The organism is Streptomyces sp. NPDC058872 (genome assembly GCF_042743065.1).
In the GTDB taxonomy this organism is placed as follows: Bacteria; Actinomycetota; Actinomycetes; order Streptomycetales; family Streptomycetaceae; genus Streptomyces.
The window spans coordinates 45,806-61,291 of record NZ_JBHYMK010000034.1 but is presented as its reverse complement, the minus strand read 5'-3'; the positions used below and the strand labels follow the sequence as shown (position 1 = coordinate 61,291).

Annotated in this window: 12 protein-coding genes; 9 read left to right on the top strand and 3 right to left on the bottom strand. The window is 70.6% G+C overall.

Annotated elements, in window-relative coordinates:
- Positions 1-79 precede the first annotated feature (79 nt).
- The 3 genes from obgE (at position 80) to galE (ending at position 4,230) form a co-directional block, all read left to right on the top strand.
- Complete coding sequence (obgE, locus tag ACFW22_RS21950) at positions 80-1,519, top strand: GTPase ObgE (protein WP_386407208.1); 1,440 nt, start codon at positions 80-82, stop codon at positions 1,517-1,519.
- 61 nt (positions 1,520-1,580) lie between these two features.
- A complete protein-coding gene (locus tag ACFW22_RS21945; RefSeq protein ID WP_386407205.1) occupies positions 1,581-3,227 on the top strand; it encodes a glycosyltransferase family 2 protein in 1,647 nt (548 codons plus the stop codon).
- A 16-nt stretch (positions 3,228-3,243) separates the two neighbouring features.
- A complete protein-coding gene (gene galE / locus ACFW22_RS21940; RefSeq protein WP_386407202.1) occupies positions 3,244-4,230 on the top strand; it encodes a UDP-glucose 4-epimerase GalE in 987 nt (328 codons plus the stop codon).
- Between the two features lie 98 nt (positions 4,231-4,328).
- Here the strand turns inward: galE and ACFW22_RS21935 are convergent, their stop codons facing one another.
- The 3 genes from ACFW22_RS21935 to ACFW22_RS21925 form a co-directional block, all read right to left on the bottom strand.
- The gene (locus tag ACFW22_RS21935) at positions 4,329-5,435 is read right to left on the bottom strand and encodes a glycosyltransferase (protein WP_386407262.1); all 1,107 of its coding nucleotides are present in this window, start codon (positions 5,433-5,435) and stop codon (positions 4,329-4,331) included.
- Between the two features lie 62 nt (positions 5,436-5,497).
- A complete protein-coding gene (locus tag ACFW22_RS21930; protein WP_386407199.1) occupies positions 5,498-8,368 on the bottom strand; it encodes a CDP-glycerol glycerophosphotransferase family protein in 2,871 nt (956 codons plus the stop codon).
- 286 nt (positions 8,369-8,654) lie between these two features.
- Positions 8,655-10,283 (bottom strand): hypothetical protein, encoded by a 1,629-nt coding sequence (locus ACFW22_RS21925; protein WP_386407196.1) that lies wholly within the window; start codon positions 10,281-10,283, stop codon positions 8,655-8,657.
- A 248-nt stretch (positions 10,284-10,531) separates the two neighbouring features.
- Between ACFW22_RS21925 and ACFW22_RS21920 the strand changes: the two genes are divergently transcribed.
- The 6 genes from ACFW22_RS21920 to ACFW22_RS21895 all read left to right on the top strand — a co-directional run bounded on the left by ACFW22_RS21920 (position 10,532) and on the right by ACFW22_RS21895 (position 15,463).
- Positions 10,532-11,530, top strand: a complete 999-nt coding sequence (locus ACFW22_RS21920) for a glycosyltransferase family 2 protein (RefSeq protein WP_386407193.1) — start codon at positions 10,532-10,534, stop codon at positions 11,528-11,530.
- Positions 11,531-11,590: 60 nt separating this feature from the next.
- The gene (locus ACFW22_RS21915) at positions 11,591-11,809 is read left to right on the top strand and encodes a hypothetical protein (RefSeq protein ID WP_386407265.1); all 219 of its coding nucleotides are present in this window, start codon (positions 11,591-11,593) and stop codon (positions 11,807-11,809) included.
- Positions 11,770-12,192, top strand: coding sequence for a GtrA family protein (locus ACFW22_RS21910; protein WP_386407259.1), 423 nt, complete (start codon positions 11,770-11,772; stop codon positions 12,190-12,192). The genes ACFW22_RS21915 and ACFW22_RS21910 overlap by 40 nt, the downstream gene beginning before the upstream one ends.
- 82 nt (positions 12,193-12,274) lie before the next feature.
- Positions 12,275-13,393, top strand: a complete 1,119-nt coding sequence (proB, locus tag ACFW22_RS21905; protein ID WP_386407191.1) for a glutamate 5-kinase — start codon at positions 12,275-12,277, stop codon at positions 13,391-13,393.
- Between the two features lie 176 nt (positions 13,394-13,569).
- The gene (locus ACFW22_RS21900) at positions 13,570-14,091 is read left to right on the top strand and encodes a hypothetical protein (RefSeq protein ID WP_386407188.1); all 522 of its coding nucleotides are present in this window, start codon (positions 13,570-13,572) and stop codon (positions 14,089-14,091) included.
- An 88-nt stretch (positions 14,092-14,179) separates the two neighbouring features.
- The gene (locus tag ACFW22_RS21895) at positions 14,180-15,463 is read left to right on the top strand and encodes a glutamate-5-semialdehyde dehydrogenase (RefSeq protein WP_386407185.1); all 1,284 of its coding nucleotides are present in this window, start codon (positions 14,180-14,182) and stop codon (positions 15,461-15,463) included.
- Positions 15,464-15,486 lie beyond the last annotated feature (23 nt).

The window sequence follows — 15,486 nt, the reverse complement described above, 5'->3', positions numbered from 1 at the left end:
TCCCGGAAGGGAAGCGGGTCCGCCTTTCGCGTGTTACTAGATAGACATTCCACCCGTATTCCTCTGGAGGCACAGAACCATGACCACCTTCGTGGACCGCGTCGAGCTGCACGTCGCCGCGGGTAACGGAGGCCACGGCTGCGCCTCCGTCCACCGGGAGAAGTTCAAGCCGCTCGGCGGCCCGGACGGCGGCAACGGCGGCCGTGGCGGCGATGTGACCCTGGTCGTCGACCAGTCGGTCACCACCCTCCTCGAATACCACCACTCGCCGCACCGCAAGGCGACCAACGGTCAGCCCGGTGCCGGCGACAACCGCTCCGGCAAGGACGGCCAGGACCTCGTCCTGCTCGTGCCCGACGGCACCGTCGTCCTCGACAAGCGGGGCAACGTCCTCGCCGACCTGGTCGGCCAGGGCACCACCTTCGTCGCCGGCCAGGGCGGTCGCGGTGGCCTGGGCAACGCCGCACTGTCCTCGGCCCGCCGCAAGGCCCCCGGCTTCGCGCTGCTCGGCGAGCCCGGCGAGGCGCGGGACATCGTCCTGGAGCTCAAGACCGTCGCCGACGTCGCGCTCGTGGGCTACCCGAGCGCGGGCAAGTCCTCGCTCATCTCGGTGCTGTCGGCCGCCAAGCCGAAGATCGCGGACTACCCGTTCACCACGCTCGTCCCGAACCTCGGGGTGGTCACGGCCGGCTCGACCGTCTACACCATCGCCGACGTGCCGGGCCTGATCCCGGGCGCGAGCCAGGGCCGCGGCCTCGGCCTGGAGTTCCTCCGGCACGTGGAGCGCTGCTCCGTGCTCGTCCACGTCCTGGACACGGCGACGCTGGAGTCCGACCGCGACCCGGTCACCGACCTCGACGTCATCGAGGAGGAGCTCAAGCAGTACGGCGGCCTGGAGGACCGGCCCCGGATCGTCGTCCTCAACAAGATCGACATCCCGGACGGCCAGGACCTCGCGGACATGATCCGCCCGGACCTGGAGGAGCGCGGCTACCAGGTGTTCGAAGTCTCCGCCGTGGCCCGCACCGGTCTCAAGGAGCTCTCCTTCGCCCTCGCCGGCATCGTCGCCGAGGCGCGTGCGGCGAAGCCGAAGGAGGAGGCGACCCGCATCGTCATCCGTCCGAAGGCCGTCGACGACGCGGGCTTCACCGTCACCTACGACGAGCACGAAGAGGTCTACCGGGTGCGCGGCGAGAAGCCGGAGCGCTGGGTCCGCCAGACCGACTTCAACAACGACGAGGCCGTGGGCTACCTGGCCGACCGGCTCAACCGCCTCGGCGTCGAGGACGAGCTGATGAAGGCCGGTGCCCGTGCGGGCGACGGCGTCGCGATCGGTGCCGAGGACAACGCGGTCGTCTTCGACTGGGAGCCCACCATGATGGCCGGCGCCGAGATGCTCGGCCGCCGCGGCGAGGACCACCGCCTGGAGGCCCCGCGGCCGGCGGCGCAGCGTCGCCGCGACCGGCAGGCGGAGCATGACGACGCACAGCGCGAGTACGACGAGTTCGACCCGTTCTAGCAGGAGCGGGAGCCCTTGGCTGGCCGGAAGGCGGGCCGGGGGCTCCCGTAGGATTTCGGTCGTGAGTACCGTTCCCCCGCCCGGAACCGCCGGCAGGCTCAGCGTCGTCGTCATCGCCTACAACGACGAGGCCCTGGTCGCCGAGGCCATCAGATCCGCGCTCGACCAGGGCCCCGTGGTGGCCGAGGTCGTAGCGGTCGACGACTGCTCCGCCGACGGCACGGTCCGGGTGCTCGATGAACTCGCCGCACGGCACCCCCGGCTGCGGGTGGTGCGCCGCACGGAGAACAGCGGAGGGTGCGGCAGCCCGCGCAACGACGGGATCCGGGCCGCCACCGCCCCGTACGTCATGTTTCTGGACAGCGACGACATCCTTCCGGCCGGTGCCGCCGAGGCCCTGGTCGCCGCCGCGGAACGGCACCGCGCCCCGGTGGCCGTCGGCGCCTGCGTACGGCGTGAACTCCCCGAGGGCAGGGACGTCCGCTGGCAGCCCGGGCTCTACCGGGAGCCGACCGTCCTGGAAACGCCCGAGGAACTCCGCTCCCTCGTCCACGACACCCTCTGCGTCAACAAGGTGTACGACCGCACTTTCCTCGACGAGCACGGTATCCGCTTCCCCGACGGCCGGTTCGTCTACGAGGACTTCCTCTTCACCGCCCGGGTGTACGCTGCGGTCCCCCGCGTCGCCGTGGTTCCCGACACGGTCTACGTCTGGCACGTCCGCCGGGCCGCAGCCCAGCTGTCCATCTCCCTCGACCGTCAGGGCATTTCCAACTGGCAGGCGCGGATCGCCGCCCACCGCGCGGCCGTCGAGGCCTTCGCCGAGGCGGGACGCGCGGATCTCGCCGCTGCCTGCCGAACCAAGTTCCTTGAGCACGACCTGCGGATGTACGCCAGGGACCTGAGGCTGCGTGACGCAGGGCACCGTGCCGAGTGGTGGGCCGCCACGCGTGCCTACCTCGCCGGCTTCCGCGAGGAGGAGATCGCCGCCGCTGTCGCTCCCGCGCGCTGGACCGCCCGCTTCCTGTCGGCCGCGAGGGAACCGCGTGACCTGCTGCGTCTTTCCCGGCTGTCCGCCACCCCGGCACGGCTGCTGCCGCCCTACGCCGGTACCTGTGTCGATGCCGTCTGGGCCGAGGACCTGCCCGAGGCCCGTCTCGACGGCATGGACCGGCTGCCGCTGGAGGAACTGCCGTTCGTCGTGGACGCGGTCCTGCGTACCAGCGGCGGCGGCGATCTGCACTTCACGGTGCGGGACCTGTACGGACGGCTTGCCGAAGCCGGCCCCCGTACAGCCGAACTCGCGTTCCTGCCGCGCGGGGACACCGAGCCCGCCCGTACCGAGCGGGTCGAACTGCGCGCCGGGGCGATGCCCGACGGCACTGGGGACCGCTGGGCGGCCCGGGTACCGGTCGGCTTCACCGTGCTGGCCGGCGAAGGACGCAGACGCGGCCGTCAGGGCGTCCAACTGTGGGATGTCACAGCCACGGTGACCTGTGCGAACGGAGAGTCGTACACCACTTCGCTCCGGCCGCCGGACGGATCCCAGCGGCGCTCGGTGCTCCCGAGCAGCCGGTACGGTGTACTTCTGGTGCAGCAGTACGCCACGGCGAACGGTTCGCTGGCGATACGGATCGCACCCGGTGCCCGGGACGGGTTCCAGGCGGTCAGAGCCCGGCTTCGTCGGCTCGCCCGCAGTTCTCAGTGAAAGGGTTTGGAGCACCATGACTTATCTGATCACCGGCGGCGCCGGATACATCGGCTCTCACGTGGTCCGTGCCATGACGCAGGCGGGGGAGCGGGTCGTCGTCCTCGACGACCTGTCCACGGGATACGAAGAGCGGGTGCCCGAGGGCGTGCCCCTGGTGATCGGCTCCACGCTCGACCGCGAGGTCCTCGACCGGACGATCGCCGAGCACGGCGTGACGGGCGTCGTCCACCTCGCCGCGAAGAAGCAGGTCGGCGAGTCGGTCGAACTGCCGCTGCACTACTACCGCGAGAACGTCATCGGCCTCACCGTCCTCCTGGAGGCCGTTGCCGCCGCAGGGGTGCGCAACTTCCTCTTCTCCTCCTCCGCTGCCGTCTACGGGATGCCGGACGTCGACCTCGTCACCGAAGAGACCGCCTGCCTCCCCCTCAGCCCCTACGGCGAGACCAAGCTGGTGGGAGAGTGGCTGGTGCGTGCCGCGGGTGCCGCCCACGGCATCTCCACGGCCTGCCTGCGCTACTTCAACGTGGCGGGGGCGGCGACTCCCGAGCTGGCCGACACCGGCGTCTTCAACCTGGTCCCGATGGTCTTCGAGCGCCTCGACGCCGGTGAGTCCCCGCGGATCTTCGGCGACGACTACGACACGCCCGACGGCACCTGCATCCGCGACTACATCCACGTCGAGGACCTGGCCGATGCGCATCTCGTCGCCGCGCGGAAGCTCACGGAGTGGGCCGAGGCGGGCGAACCGGGCGACCTGACGGTCAACATCGGGCGCGGCGAGGGCGTCTCGGTCACCGAGATGGTCCGTTTGATCAATGAGATCACCGGCCACACCACCGAGCCGCTGGTCACCCCGCGACGCCCCGGCGACCCCGCCCGGGTCGTTGCCGCCGCCGATCGCATCGCGTCGGAGCTGGGGTGGAAGGCCCGTCACGACGTGCGCGACATGATCGAGTCCGCCTGGGCCGGGTGGGTCGCGCGCCGTGGTGCGAGCGTCTGACCGGAGGAAGGCGCGGAGCCGAAGGGAGAAGGGGACGGAGAGCTTCTGCTCTCCGTCCCCTTCTCCTCGTCTTCCAGGCGTCCCGCTCCGCTGCGCCGTCAGCGCTCCAGGAAGGCGAACAGCGCCTCCCAGCGGTCGGTGATCTCGTCGGCCGCGTACCGCTTCACGTTCTCGAAAGCCGCGTCGCCCATCCGGTCGCGGAGCTCTCCGTCGGAGATCAGCGTGCTGATGTGGCCACCGAGCTCCATCGTGTTGCCGAGCCGGGCGAGTAGCCCGTCCTCGCCGTCCCGGATGATCTCCCGGACACCGGGCGCGCAGTCGAACGCAGCGCAGGGCACGCCCGCCGCCATCGCCTCCAGGAGGGTAATCGGAAAGCCCTCGGCACGAGAGGCCTGTGCGAAGACCGAAGCCCCGGAGAGGGCGCCCAGCACGTCATTGGTACGGCCCATCCACTCCACGGAGCCGTCGAGGCCCAGATCGGTGCTCCGCTGCCGCAGAGACTGCTCCTCGTCGCCGGTCCCGTAGATCCGCAGCTTCCACTCGGGGTGACGCGGGGCGATCTCGGCCCAGCTGTCGACCAGCATGTCGACGCCCTTCTCGTGCGAGAGGCGACCGATGGAGACGACGATCTTTTCGCTGCGCGGTGCCGGGGCCTCGGGCATGAACGGCAGGGCGTTCGGCATGTGGCCCACGTTGTCCATGCCGGCGCGGATCCACTGGTCGGCGTCGCCGGGGGTGAGGACGAGGAGCCGGTCGACGTCCTGGTAGTAGCGCTTCACGCGGGCGAGGCGGGAGGACGCGGCGCTGGCCGCGTACGACTCGTGGCTCATGCCGATGACCACGTGGCCCTTGGTGTCGGCGAGGGAGACCCACTCCATCGCCCACACCTGGGTGACGATCACGATCGCGCCGGGCCGGGCGGCGGCGAACAGCGCCGTCATCCGGTCCGCCCGCTCCCGCACGCCTGCGGCGCGGGCGGCGTGGTTCCGCCGCTCCGCCGCGTTCAGCTTGCCCTTGATGCCGCGCAGCGGCTTCACCTGCGGCGGGTGCGCGTCGTACAGCGTGGTGGTGGGGTAGGGCAGGGGGTCCAGGAACTCGTGCTGCCGGCCCGCGGGGGCGGGGGTGATGCCGATGACGTGGACCTGGTGGCCGCGGCCGGTGAACTCCCGTGCCATCTGGTGCGTCCAGGTGGTCACACCGCCCATCTCGTCGACGCTGTTGGAGACGATGAAGATGTCGCGGCCACCGGACACGGTGGTCTGGTCGGTCACTTGCCGCTCCCGGTGAAGAACTTGGCGACGATCTGGCGGGCCGCGTCGCCCCGGTCGTACTCGCTGAATGCTGCGTTGAACCGTTGACGGGCGGCTGCGTACTTGGTGTCGGCCTCGTCCTTGAAGTTCGAGATCACTCCGAAGAGCTCCTCCTCCGTCGCCACCACCGGCCCCGGCGCGTGCTCCTTCAGATCGAAGTAGGTGCCCCGGTTCTCCTTCGCGTATTCCTCGTAGTCGTAGGTGAAGAAGATCATCGGACGGTCGAGGAGCCCGTAGTCGAACATCACGGACGAGTAGTCGGTGATCAGCCCGTCGGCGAGTGCGAGGAGCGGCGTGATGTCGTGGTGACCCGAGACGTCGACGACTCGTCCCCGTACTGACGGCGGCAGCGTCACGCTGTTCAGGTAGTGCGTCCTGATCAGCAGGGTGTGGGTGTCGCCGAAGCGCTCGGCGAACTCCTCCACGTCGAACGGGGCCTGGAAGGCGCGCACCTTGCCGCCCGGAGCGGCCCGGAAGGTCGGCGCGTACAGCAGCACCTTCTTCTCCGGATCGATTCCCAGCTCGGCGGCGAGCGGGCCGCGCTTGCGGGTACCGCTCTCCGCCTCCTCGCGACGCGTCACGGCGAGCTCGTCGTTGCGCGGGTAACCGACGGGCAGCAGCACCTCGTCGCGCAGCCGGAAGGCCTTCGCGAGGGTGCGCCGGTCGTGCTCGCCGCGGATCAGGAAGTGGTCGAAGCGGTCCAGCGACTTCTGGAAGGACGCCTGGGCGGCGAGCCCGCCGGCCTTGGTCCGGGGCTCGTCGAAGCCCATCCGCTTGAGGGCCGTGCCGTGCCAGGTCTGGATGTACGTGGTCCCCGGACGCTTGGCGAGGCGCAGCGGGAAGCCCTGGTTGTCGATCCAGAACTCGGCCTGGGCGAGCGCCCGCAAGTACTGCCAGCTCCAGCGCTTCACGAGCGTGGCGTCCTCGGGGAAACCGGTCGGCTTCGCACCCGCGTAGGACCAGACCGCGTCGAAGGCGACGCCCTGGCGGCGCATCTCCTCGTAGATCGCCTTGGGGCTGTCGCTGTACTGCTTGCCGAGGTGGCTCTCGAAGACGACGAGCCCCTTGCGGATCGGGAGATTGCTGTAGAGCTCGTGGTAGACGCGCAGCTTGGTCTCGCCCGAGCCCAGGTTCCTCTTCGCCTTGAGGAGGCGGCGCAGGCTCGTCTTCGCCAGACGGGCGGTGCGCCCGTGCATGGCGCCCTCGATCATCGAGGTCGTGTGCACGGCGGCCTTGCCCTCGGCGGAGAGCACGTAGGAGAGGTTGCCCTTCTTGGTGATCTCCGGGACGAAGCGGTCGGAGACCAGCGTCGTCAGCCGCGGGCGGACCTTCAGGGAGCGGGCGTCGTCGAGGGAGGTGCCGCCGACCGATACCCGGGTGCGCAGTTCCTGATCGTCGGCCGTGAGGATCAGGCGGACGTCCCAGACCACGTCGATGATGCCGAGCGGACGGACGGTGCGGGCGACATCCGCCGTTCCCTCCCACTCGATCCAGTCGCCGGCGTGCCGGACCGACTCCACCGGGATGCGGGCGGTCTTGCCGCCGACGCTCCGGCGGGCCGAGAACTCCAGGACGGCCTTGAGCTTCGCGTCCGGGGCGATCCGTCCCAGCGGGTTGACCACACGGCCGGCGAGCCGGACCACGCCGTCGGTGCTCTCGTACGACGTCAGTTTGTTGCCGAGGGCGAGCGCGGTGAGCGGCCGGGTATGGAAGCCGAGGGCTGTGACGTCCAGGATCTGGCGCCCCTGCTCGGTCTCCAGGTGCTGGTCGCACCAGTAGATCCGATCGTCCACTTCGGCGAGCGGGGAGGTGAGGCGACCCGGATTGGTGAGCGCCTCGGTGGCCCGGAGGAGCTGCTCCCAGTCCTCCTTGCTCAGGAGGTAGGCGCAGATGGCGTGCAGCGGTTGCACTTCCTCGTACGCCCGGGGGGCGATCTCGGCGAGGTAGCCGTTGCTCAGCTCGGCGAACTCCCGGCGGTAGTCCTCGTCGAGCAGGGCCAGGTCACGGAAGTGGAGGACCAGGTCGTGCTTGAGGAACTTGATGTCCTTGCGGTACTTGAGTTCGTCGTAGCCCTTGCTCTCGAGCAGGGCGTCCACCCGGCGGTGTATCTCCATGCGGTGCATGAAGTTGGCGATCTCGTGGCGCCGGTTGCTGATCGACTTGGCGGCGGCGCTCTCCTGGACGTTCCAGTAGTAGACCGTGTTCGGGATGAGCGTGATCCGCCGGGCGGCGACGTAGGCCTGGGCCGAGAAGAGCAGGTCCTCGTAGTGGATGCCGACCGGGAACTCGAGCCCCGACTCCTGGAGGAACCCGCGGCGGTAGCACTTGTTCGTCGACAGGGTGTCGTAGGTCAGCAGGTCCGGCAGTTCGGTGATCGAATCGATGGTCCGGGTGCTGGAGTAGAGCCAGGGGTACCAGGAGGTCTCCTTCTGGCTGCGGCTGTCCAGGTGCACCCGGACGCAGAGGCCGGAGACGATGTCGGAGCCGGTGCTCTCGGCGGCTTCCAGCATGTTGCGACAGGCGTTGCGCTCCAGCACGTCGTCGCTGTCGAGGAACATGACGTAGTCCCCGGCGCACTGCTGGACGCCGTAGTTGCGGGGCGCTCCGCACCCGCCGCTGTTCTGCGGCAGCTGGAAAGCCCGCACCCGGTCCGGGTGCGCAGCGGCGAGCGCTTGGGCGACCTCGAAGGTGTGGTCCTTGCTGCAGTCGTCGACGATCACCACTTCGACGCCGCGCAGGGTCTGATCCAGTACCGACTGAACGGCCGTCGGGAGACGCTCTGCGTCGTTGTAGGCGATGACGACCACGGAGACGTCAGGCACTTGCACCTCGATCCACTTGTCTTTCCTCCAGACACACCCAAGCTACCTGGTGTTGGCCACCCGGTTCGCCGCCCCTCGCGGGCGCGGCACCGGGCGTCGTGTCCCGATCCTCGCGGGAGGGGAGCGGGGCGAGGGGCCGACGGTCCGCGCACGCGGAGAAGTCCCCCCTACGGGTGGTCGTTTCACGGAGCGGGGGCGCAGGCGTCTGCACGGACGGCGAGAAGGTACCTCGGATCCGCCCCTTCTCGACCCCCGGAAGTGACAGGCTTCACAGTGGTCCGGCGTGTCGGGCTCAGGGCTGGCGCAGTTGGTCCACCCGGTAGTAGCGGGCGGCGCACTGCGCGACCCAGTCCCGTGCGGGGGTGTTGGTGAAGAAGGGTTCCGCGAGGCTGCCGATGCGGAGGGGACGGTACGCCACCTCCCCGGCACCCGCAGCCGCCTCGGCACGGATGCGGGCGTCCTGCGAGTCCCAGGCGAGGGCGCGCGCCACCGTCAGGGTGGTCAGCGTCCGCACGGGCGGCACCAGGGCCGCCGTGCTCGCCGCGGCGACCACCCCGGCGGCGAACAGGGTCAGGAGGCGGATGGCGCGAGCCGCAGGGGACGGAGCGCCGTCGGAGGCGTCTCCGGCGACCGGCGTCTCCGGCTCCGGAGCTCCCGCGGGGGCCGCATGCGGTGCGGTGCGGAGACGGAGTCGGTAACCGAGCCACGCACCGTAACCGCACAGCGCCAGGAGGAACGCCAGGAGGAAGCTCGTCCAGGTGCGGGCGTACGTCCAGCCGTCCGCCCCGTATCCGGCGCGCAGGCCGTAGGCGGAGACGAGGCTCCCGAGTGCGATCAGGGGCACGGGCAGTGCGGCGGCGATGAGGAGCGTGCCGCGCGCAGGGCCGTTCGGCCGTTCGACCGGGCGACCGGTCCGTGGCGCCAGCGCCAGGCCGAGCAGTACCCCGACGGCGAGTGCGCCCGCGTACGCCCACTGCCCGCCGATCGTCTCCCAGATGCGCGACCAGTCCTGAAACGTCTCTCCGAGTTCCGCCAGTGACAGGGGGCGCTCCGGCTGCTGTGCGCGCCGCCAGCGGGCGCCGGGGGACGTGACGAGCACCACCGTGCCGACCAGTAGGCCGAGGCACCAGGCGGCGCACCAGGTCGACGCGAAGCGGTCGTGGGTGAGGCGCAGCCGGGGGAGGCAGAGCACCCCTGCTGCGGAGGCCGCCAACCCGGACATCGCGACGAAGGGTTCGCTGAGGGTGCCGATCGCCGCGCCCGTCAGCACGGCCGAGCCGACGGCTGCGGACCGGGCCCAGGGGCGGCGGCTGCGGGCCGCCCACACCGCGGACAGGGCCGCCCAGACCCCGATGGTGCTCGGAAGGGTGTGGGACAGGGTGGCCGGCGCCCAGAGCAGCACCTGGTAGGCGCGGGTCCCCGCGAAGAACAGCAGCGCCTCGACCACCAGGACCGCCGCGGAGGTCGCCACCACGGGGAACGGCAGGCGCAGCGCGCGCAGCGCTTCTCGGGCCAGGAGGAACAGGCCCAGGCCCAGCGCGACGACGAGGAGGGCGGGCAACAGCTTCGGGCCCCGCATGCCGTCGGTGTAGAGGAGTCCGGTGAGGAGGGCATTGGTGACGCGCCCGTTCTGGGTGCGGTAGAAGTCCGAGGCAATGCCCAGGGCCCCCATGTCCCGGGTCTTCCAGAGTGCGCACCAGTCGTCCGACGTGGGACGCACGTAAACGCCGAGGAAGGCGCCGACCGAGAGCAGCGCCCCGGCGCCCGCGCCGACGGCGAGCGTCGTCCAGCGCAGTGCCCGCCCGGGACGGTTTCGGGTCCCGGTCCCGCCCTTCGTCGTGGCGCCGTCGATGTCCCGTTCCTCCTGCCCGTCGTGGTGCGTCCGTGCGGCACCGTGCTTCGAGATGGTCGTCCTGCTCACCGGTCACCGCTCCAACTGGCCGAGGTCCGTGGCGCGTCGCCCCTATGGGTGACAAATGGGTGAAAATGCCCGGTATATCAATATCTTCCCCACATGCTGTGCCCCATGGACGACATGCCGACGGGGCGTGGCTGCCCGGACGGCGTCGGGCGGCCACTGCGAGACACCGGTGCGGCCGCGCCGGGAGGAGGCCCCGGCATCGGCCCCTCGCGACGTACTCCCATCCACCCCCTTGGAGTGACCGTTCCATGACCAGACTCTCCGTCGTCGTCCCCTGCTTCAACGAAGAGGACGTCGTCGAACGGTTCGACGCACGGATGCGACAGGCCCTCGACGCGCTCCCGGTCGGCTACGAGATCTGCTACGTGGACGACGGGAGCTCCGACGGCACGCTGGGCAAACTGCGCGAGATCGCCGTCCGGCACCCACGGCGCACCCAGTACGCCTCCTTCAGCCGCAACTTCGGCAAGGAGGCCGCCATGCTCGCCGGTCTGCGGAAGTCCAGCGGGGACGCCGTGGTCATCATGGACGCCGACCTCCAGCACCCGCCCGAGCTCCTCGCGCGGATGCTGGACCTCTATCACCAGGGGCACGACCAGGTGATGGCACGGCGCACCCGAGAGGGGGACAAGAAGCTCCGCACCGCACTCAGCCGCGTGTACTACCGGGCCGTCAACCGCTGGGTCGACGTGGAACTCGCGGACGGGGTGGGCGACTTCCGACTGCTCTCCCGTCCCGCCGTCGACGCCCTCCTCTCGCTCCCCGAGTACAACCGCTTCTCCAAGGGCCTCTTCTCCTGGATCGGCTTCGACACCGTCGCCTTCGACTACCAGAACGCCGCCCGCGAGGGCGGGGAGACGAAGTGGAAGTTCAGCTCCCTGCTCAACTACGGCATGGACGGGCTGATCTCCTTCAACAACCGCCCGCTGCGCATCGCCCTCTGGCTCGGCATGATGCTCACCGGCCTCGCCGTCCTCTACGCGGTCTGGGTGACCGTCGCCGCCCTCACCCAGGGCATCACGGCCCCGGGCTACGTCACCCTGGTCGCGATCATCGTCGGACTCGGGGGAGTGCAGATGGTGATGCTGGGACTGATCGGCGAGTACATCGGCCGCATCTACTACGAGACCAAGCGCCGGCCGCACTTCCTGGTGAAGGAGACCCACCGCTCCTTCGGCCGGGCGGCCGCCGAGCGCGCCGCCGCCGCCGAGCGGATCCGCGTCGTGACCGGCGAGCGGGAGCGCTGATGGGGCGGGGGCGGGCGGGCGGTACCGGCTCCCCCGTCGATCCCGGCTCCGGCCCCCGCGATGGCCCTGGCCCTGGCCCCGATCCCGGCCCTGGCCCCGGTCCCGGCCCTGGCCCCGGTTCCGGCCCTGGCCCCGGTTCCGGCCCTGGCCCCGGTCCCGGCCCTGGCCCCGGTCCCGGCCCTGGCCCCGGTTCCGGCCCTGGCCCCGGTTCCGGAGGCCGGCGGGCACGGCTCGCGGAAATCATTCGCTTCGCCCTGGTCGGAGGAGTCAACACCCTGACGTTCTTCGGGTGTTACCTGCTCCTGCACCCGTGGATGCCCTACTTCGCCGCGTACACCCTGGCCTTCCTCCTCAGCATGACCGGCTCCTTCTTCCTCAACACCTACTTCACCTACCGCACCCGACCGACCTGGAAGAAGTTCGCCCTCTTCCCGCTCACCAACGTCACCAACTACCTGGTGCAGAGCGTCGGCCTGTACGCGCTCGTCAGCTGGGCCGGAACGGACGACCGGCTCGCTCCGCTCATCGCGGCCGTCGTCGCGATCCCCTTCACCTATGTGATCTCCCAGCGCATCCTGGCCCCGCGCGGCCGCCGCCGCGCCCCCGCCGGGTCCGGTCCAGGGAGCGGAACGGACGAGCGACAGCCTTCCAGACTCGCGTAGATTGCCTGGGCAGCCGCGGCGGGGAGCGCGCGGCGCATGGGACGACCGAGCGAGGGCGACACAGGTGACCGGAGAGAGGGACATGGCGAGGCAGTACGTGGCAGAAGCCCGCAGGATCGTCGTCAAGATCGGCTCCTCCTCGCTCACCACCGCCTCCGGTGGGCTCGACGCCGACCGCGTCGACGCCCTCGTCGACGTGCTCGCCAAGGTCCGCAGCGGCGGCGAGAAGGAGATCGTCCTCGTCTCCTCCGGCGCCATCGCCGCCGGCCTCGCCCCCCTCGGCCTCACCCGCCGCCCCAAGGACCTCGCCCGCCAGCAGGCCGCCGCCAGCGTTGGCCAGGGCCTCCTCGTTGCCCGCTACACCGCTTCCTTCGCCCGCTACGGCGTCCGCGTCGGCCAGGTCCTCCTCACCACCGACGACACCAGCCGGCGCGCCCACTACCGCAATGCGTACCGCACCCTGGACCAGCTCCTCGCGATGGGGGCGATGCCCGTCGTCAACGAGAACGACACCGTTGCCACGGACGAGATCCGCTTCGGCGACAACGACCGGCTCGCAGCCCTCGTCGCCCACCTCGTCCGCGCCGACCTGCTCGTGCTCCTCTCCGACGTCGACGGGCTGTACGACGGAGACCCGTCCAAGCCCGGCACCTCGCGCATCGCGCAGGTGACGGGGCCCACGGACATCGCGCACGTCGAGATCGGCTCGGCCGGCAAGGCGGGCGTCGGCACCGGGGGCATGGTCACCAAGGTCGAGGCGGCCCGGATCGCCGCAGCCGCCGGCATCCCCGTCGTCCTCACCTCCGCGAGCCGTGCCGCCGACGCCCTCACCGGTCGGGACACCGGCACCTACTTCCACCGCACCGGCCGCCGCTCCGCCGACCGGCTGCTCTGGCTCGCCCACGCCTCCACGCCCCAGGGATCCCTCAGCCTCGACGACGGGGCCGTACGGGCCGTGGTCGAGGGCAAGAAGTCCTTGCTCGCGGCCGGCATCGCAGCCGTCGAGGGCGATTTCGTGGCCGGCGACCCGGTGGAACTCCGCAACGCCTCCGGCCGGGCCGTCGCCCGCGGCCTCGTCAACTTCGACGCCAAGGAACTGCCCCGGATGCTCGGCCGTTCCACCCGTGAACTCGCCAAGGAACTGGGGCCCGAGTACGAACGGGAAGTCGTCCACCGCGACGACCTCGTCGTCATCGGCTGAACGCCGCGGACCGTACGTCATCGAACACCACCCGCCGAAACGGCTGAAACTGCGGCCATCCGGAAGGGACGTTCACCAAAACCGCCCCAAGTACCGCCTCGGACTGGTCAACTTTGTTTCGGGGATGAAGAGCAAGGCGGGGTACAGCACTACACGCATCACACAGGAGGCCGCCGGTGAGACGAGCGCGCCCAGGGGCACCGCCCCGCGGGACTGCCGAACGCGCCCTGACCAGTGTCGAGGCCGGAGCCGACTTCGACGAGGCACGGGACAGGTCCACGGACAGGAAGACCGAGACCACCACCCACACGGACGGGGCACGCGAGACACCAGGGGCACGCGCCGAGGAACGGCCCGTGTCCAAGCTCTGGCACATCACGCTCAGCGTGTCGGGCGTCGAGTCACCGCTGCAGGAGGTGCGGCGGGGGCTCGAACAGTTGGCCCACGACCATCCCTTCCTGCTGACCAGTCGCTACGCCAACGATCACGCCGAGATCCGGTACTGGGAAGAGGCCCGCGACCTGCACGACGCGGCTGCCGTCGCCCTGCGCCTGTGGGGCGAGCACCGACAGACCGCCAAGCTGCCGCCGTGGGAGATCGTCGGCCTTGAAGTCATCGACCGGGAGACCTACCACCAGCGGGTCGCGGAGGGCTACGGCCCGCCCCCCGCCGCCCCGGTCGGCGTCCACCCGTACTGACGGGCGGGAGCGCGCCCCCGTGCCCAGCCCCGTCTCGGACCGCGGGATGAGTGAGGGGTGTCCGCAGGGCTGCCAGTACCCTGCGGACATGACCTCGCTCACGCCCCTCGACAACCTCTCCCCGGTAGCCCGGGCCGCCTACCAAGCTCGTGGCGCCGCCGCCGAAATCGCGCCACTCCCGCGCGCGGCCAAGGACGATGCGCTCCTCGCGATCGCGGACGCCCTCGAAGTCCGCACCCACGAGATCGTCGAGGCCAACGCCGTGGACATCGCCAAGGCCCGCGAAGCCGGGACCAGCGAGGCCATCATCGACCGTCTGACCCTCACCCCGGAGCGCGTCCGGGCCATCGCCGCCGATGTCCGTGACGTTGCCGCGCTGCCCGACCCCGTCGGCGAAGTCGTCCGCGGCTCCACCCTCCCCAACGGGATCGACCTGCGCCAGGTCCGCGTCCCGCTCGGCGTGGTCGGCATCATCTACGAGGCCCGGCCCAACGTCACCGTCGACGCCGCAGCCCTCTGCCTCAAGTCCGGCAATGCCGTCCTGCTCCGCGGCTCCTCCTCTGCATACGCGTCCAACACCGCCCTGGTGACCGTCCTGCGCGACGCCGTCGGCGGCGCCGGACTGCCCGCCGACGCGATCCAGCTCGTTCCCGGAGAGTCCCGCGAATCCGTCCGCGAACTGATGCGCGCCCGCGGTCTCGTCGACGTCCTGATCCCGCGGGGCGGGGCATCGCTGATCAAGACCGTCGTCGAGGAGTCCACCGTCCCGGTCATCGAGACCGGCACAGGCAACTGCCACGTCTACGTCGACGCCCAGACCGATCTGGACATGGCCGTCGACATCCTGATCAACTCCAAGGCCCAGCGGGTCAGCGTCTGCAATGCCGCCGAGACCCTCCTCGTCCACCAGGACGTCGCCGAGGCCTTCGTGCCCAAGGCCCTCGCCGCGCTCGCCGAGGCCGGCGTCACCGTCCACGCCGACGAGCGGATCCTCGCCCTCGCCGAGGGCTCCAAGGCCACGGTCGTGCCGGCCACGCCCGAGGACTGGGAGACCGAGTACCTCTCCTACGACCTCGCAGCCGCCGTCGTGGACTCCCTCGACAAGGCCGTCGAGCACATCCGGATGTGGTCCTCCGGTCACACCGAGGCGATCGTCACCACCTCGCAGGCCGCGGCGCGCCGCTTCACCCAGCTGGTCGACTCGACCACGGTTGCCGTGAACGCCTCCACCCGGTTCACGGACGGTGGCCAGTTCGGTTTCGGCGCCGAGATCGGCATCTCCACCCAGAAGCTCCACGCCCGGGGCCCCATGGGCCTCCCGGAGCTCACCTCGACCAAGTACATCGTCACGGGCGACGGTCACGTGAGGTAATGCCTCCTTTCGGTACGGGCGGG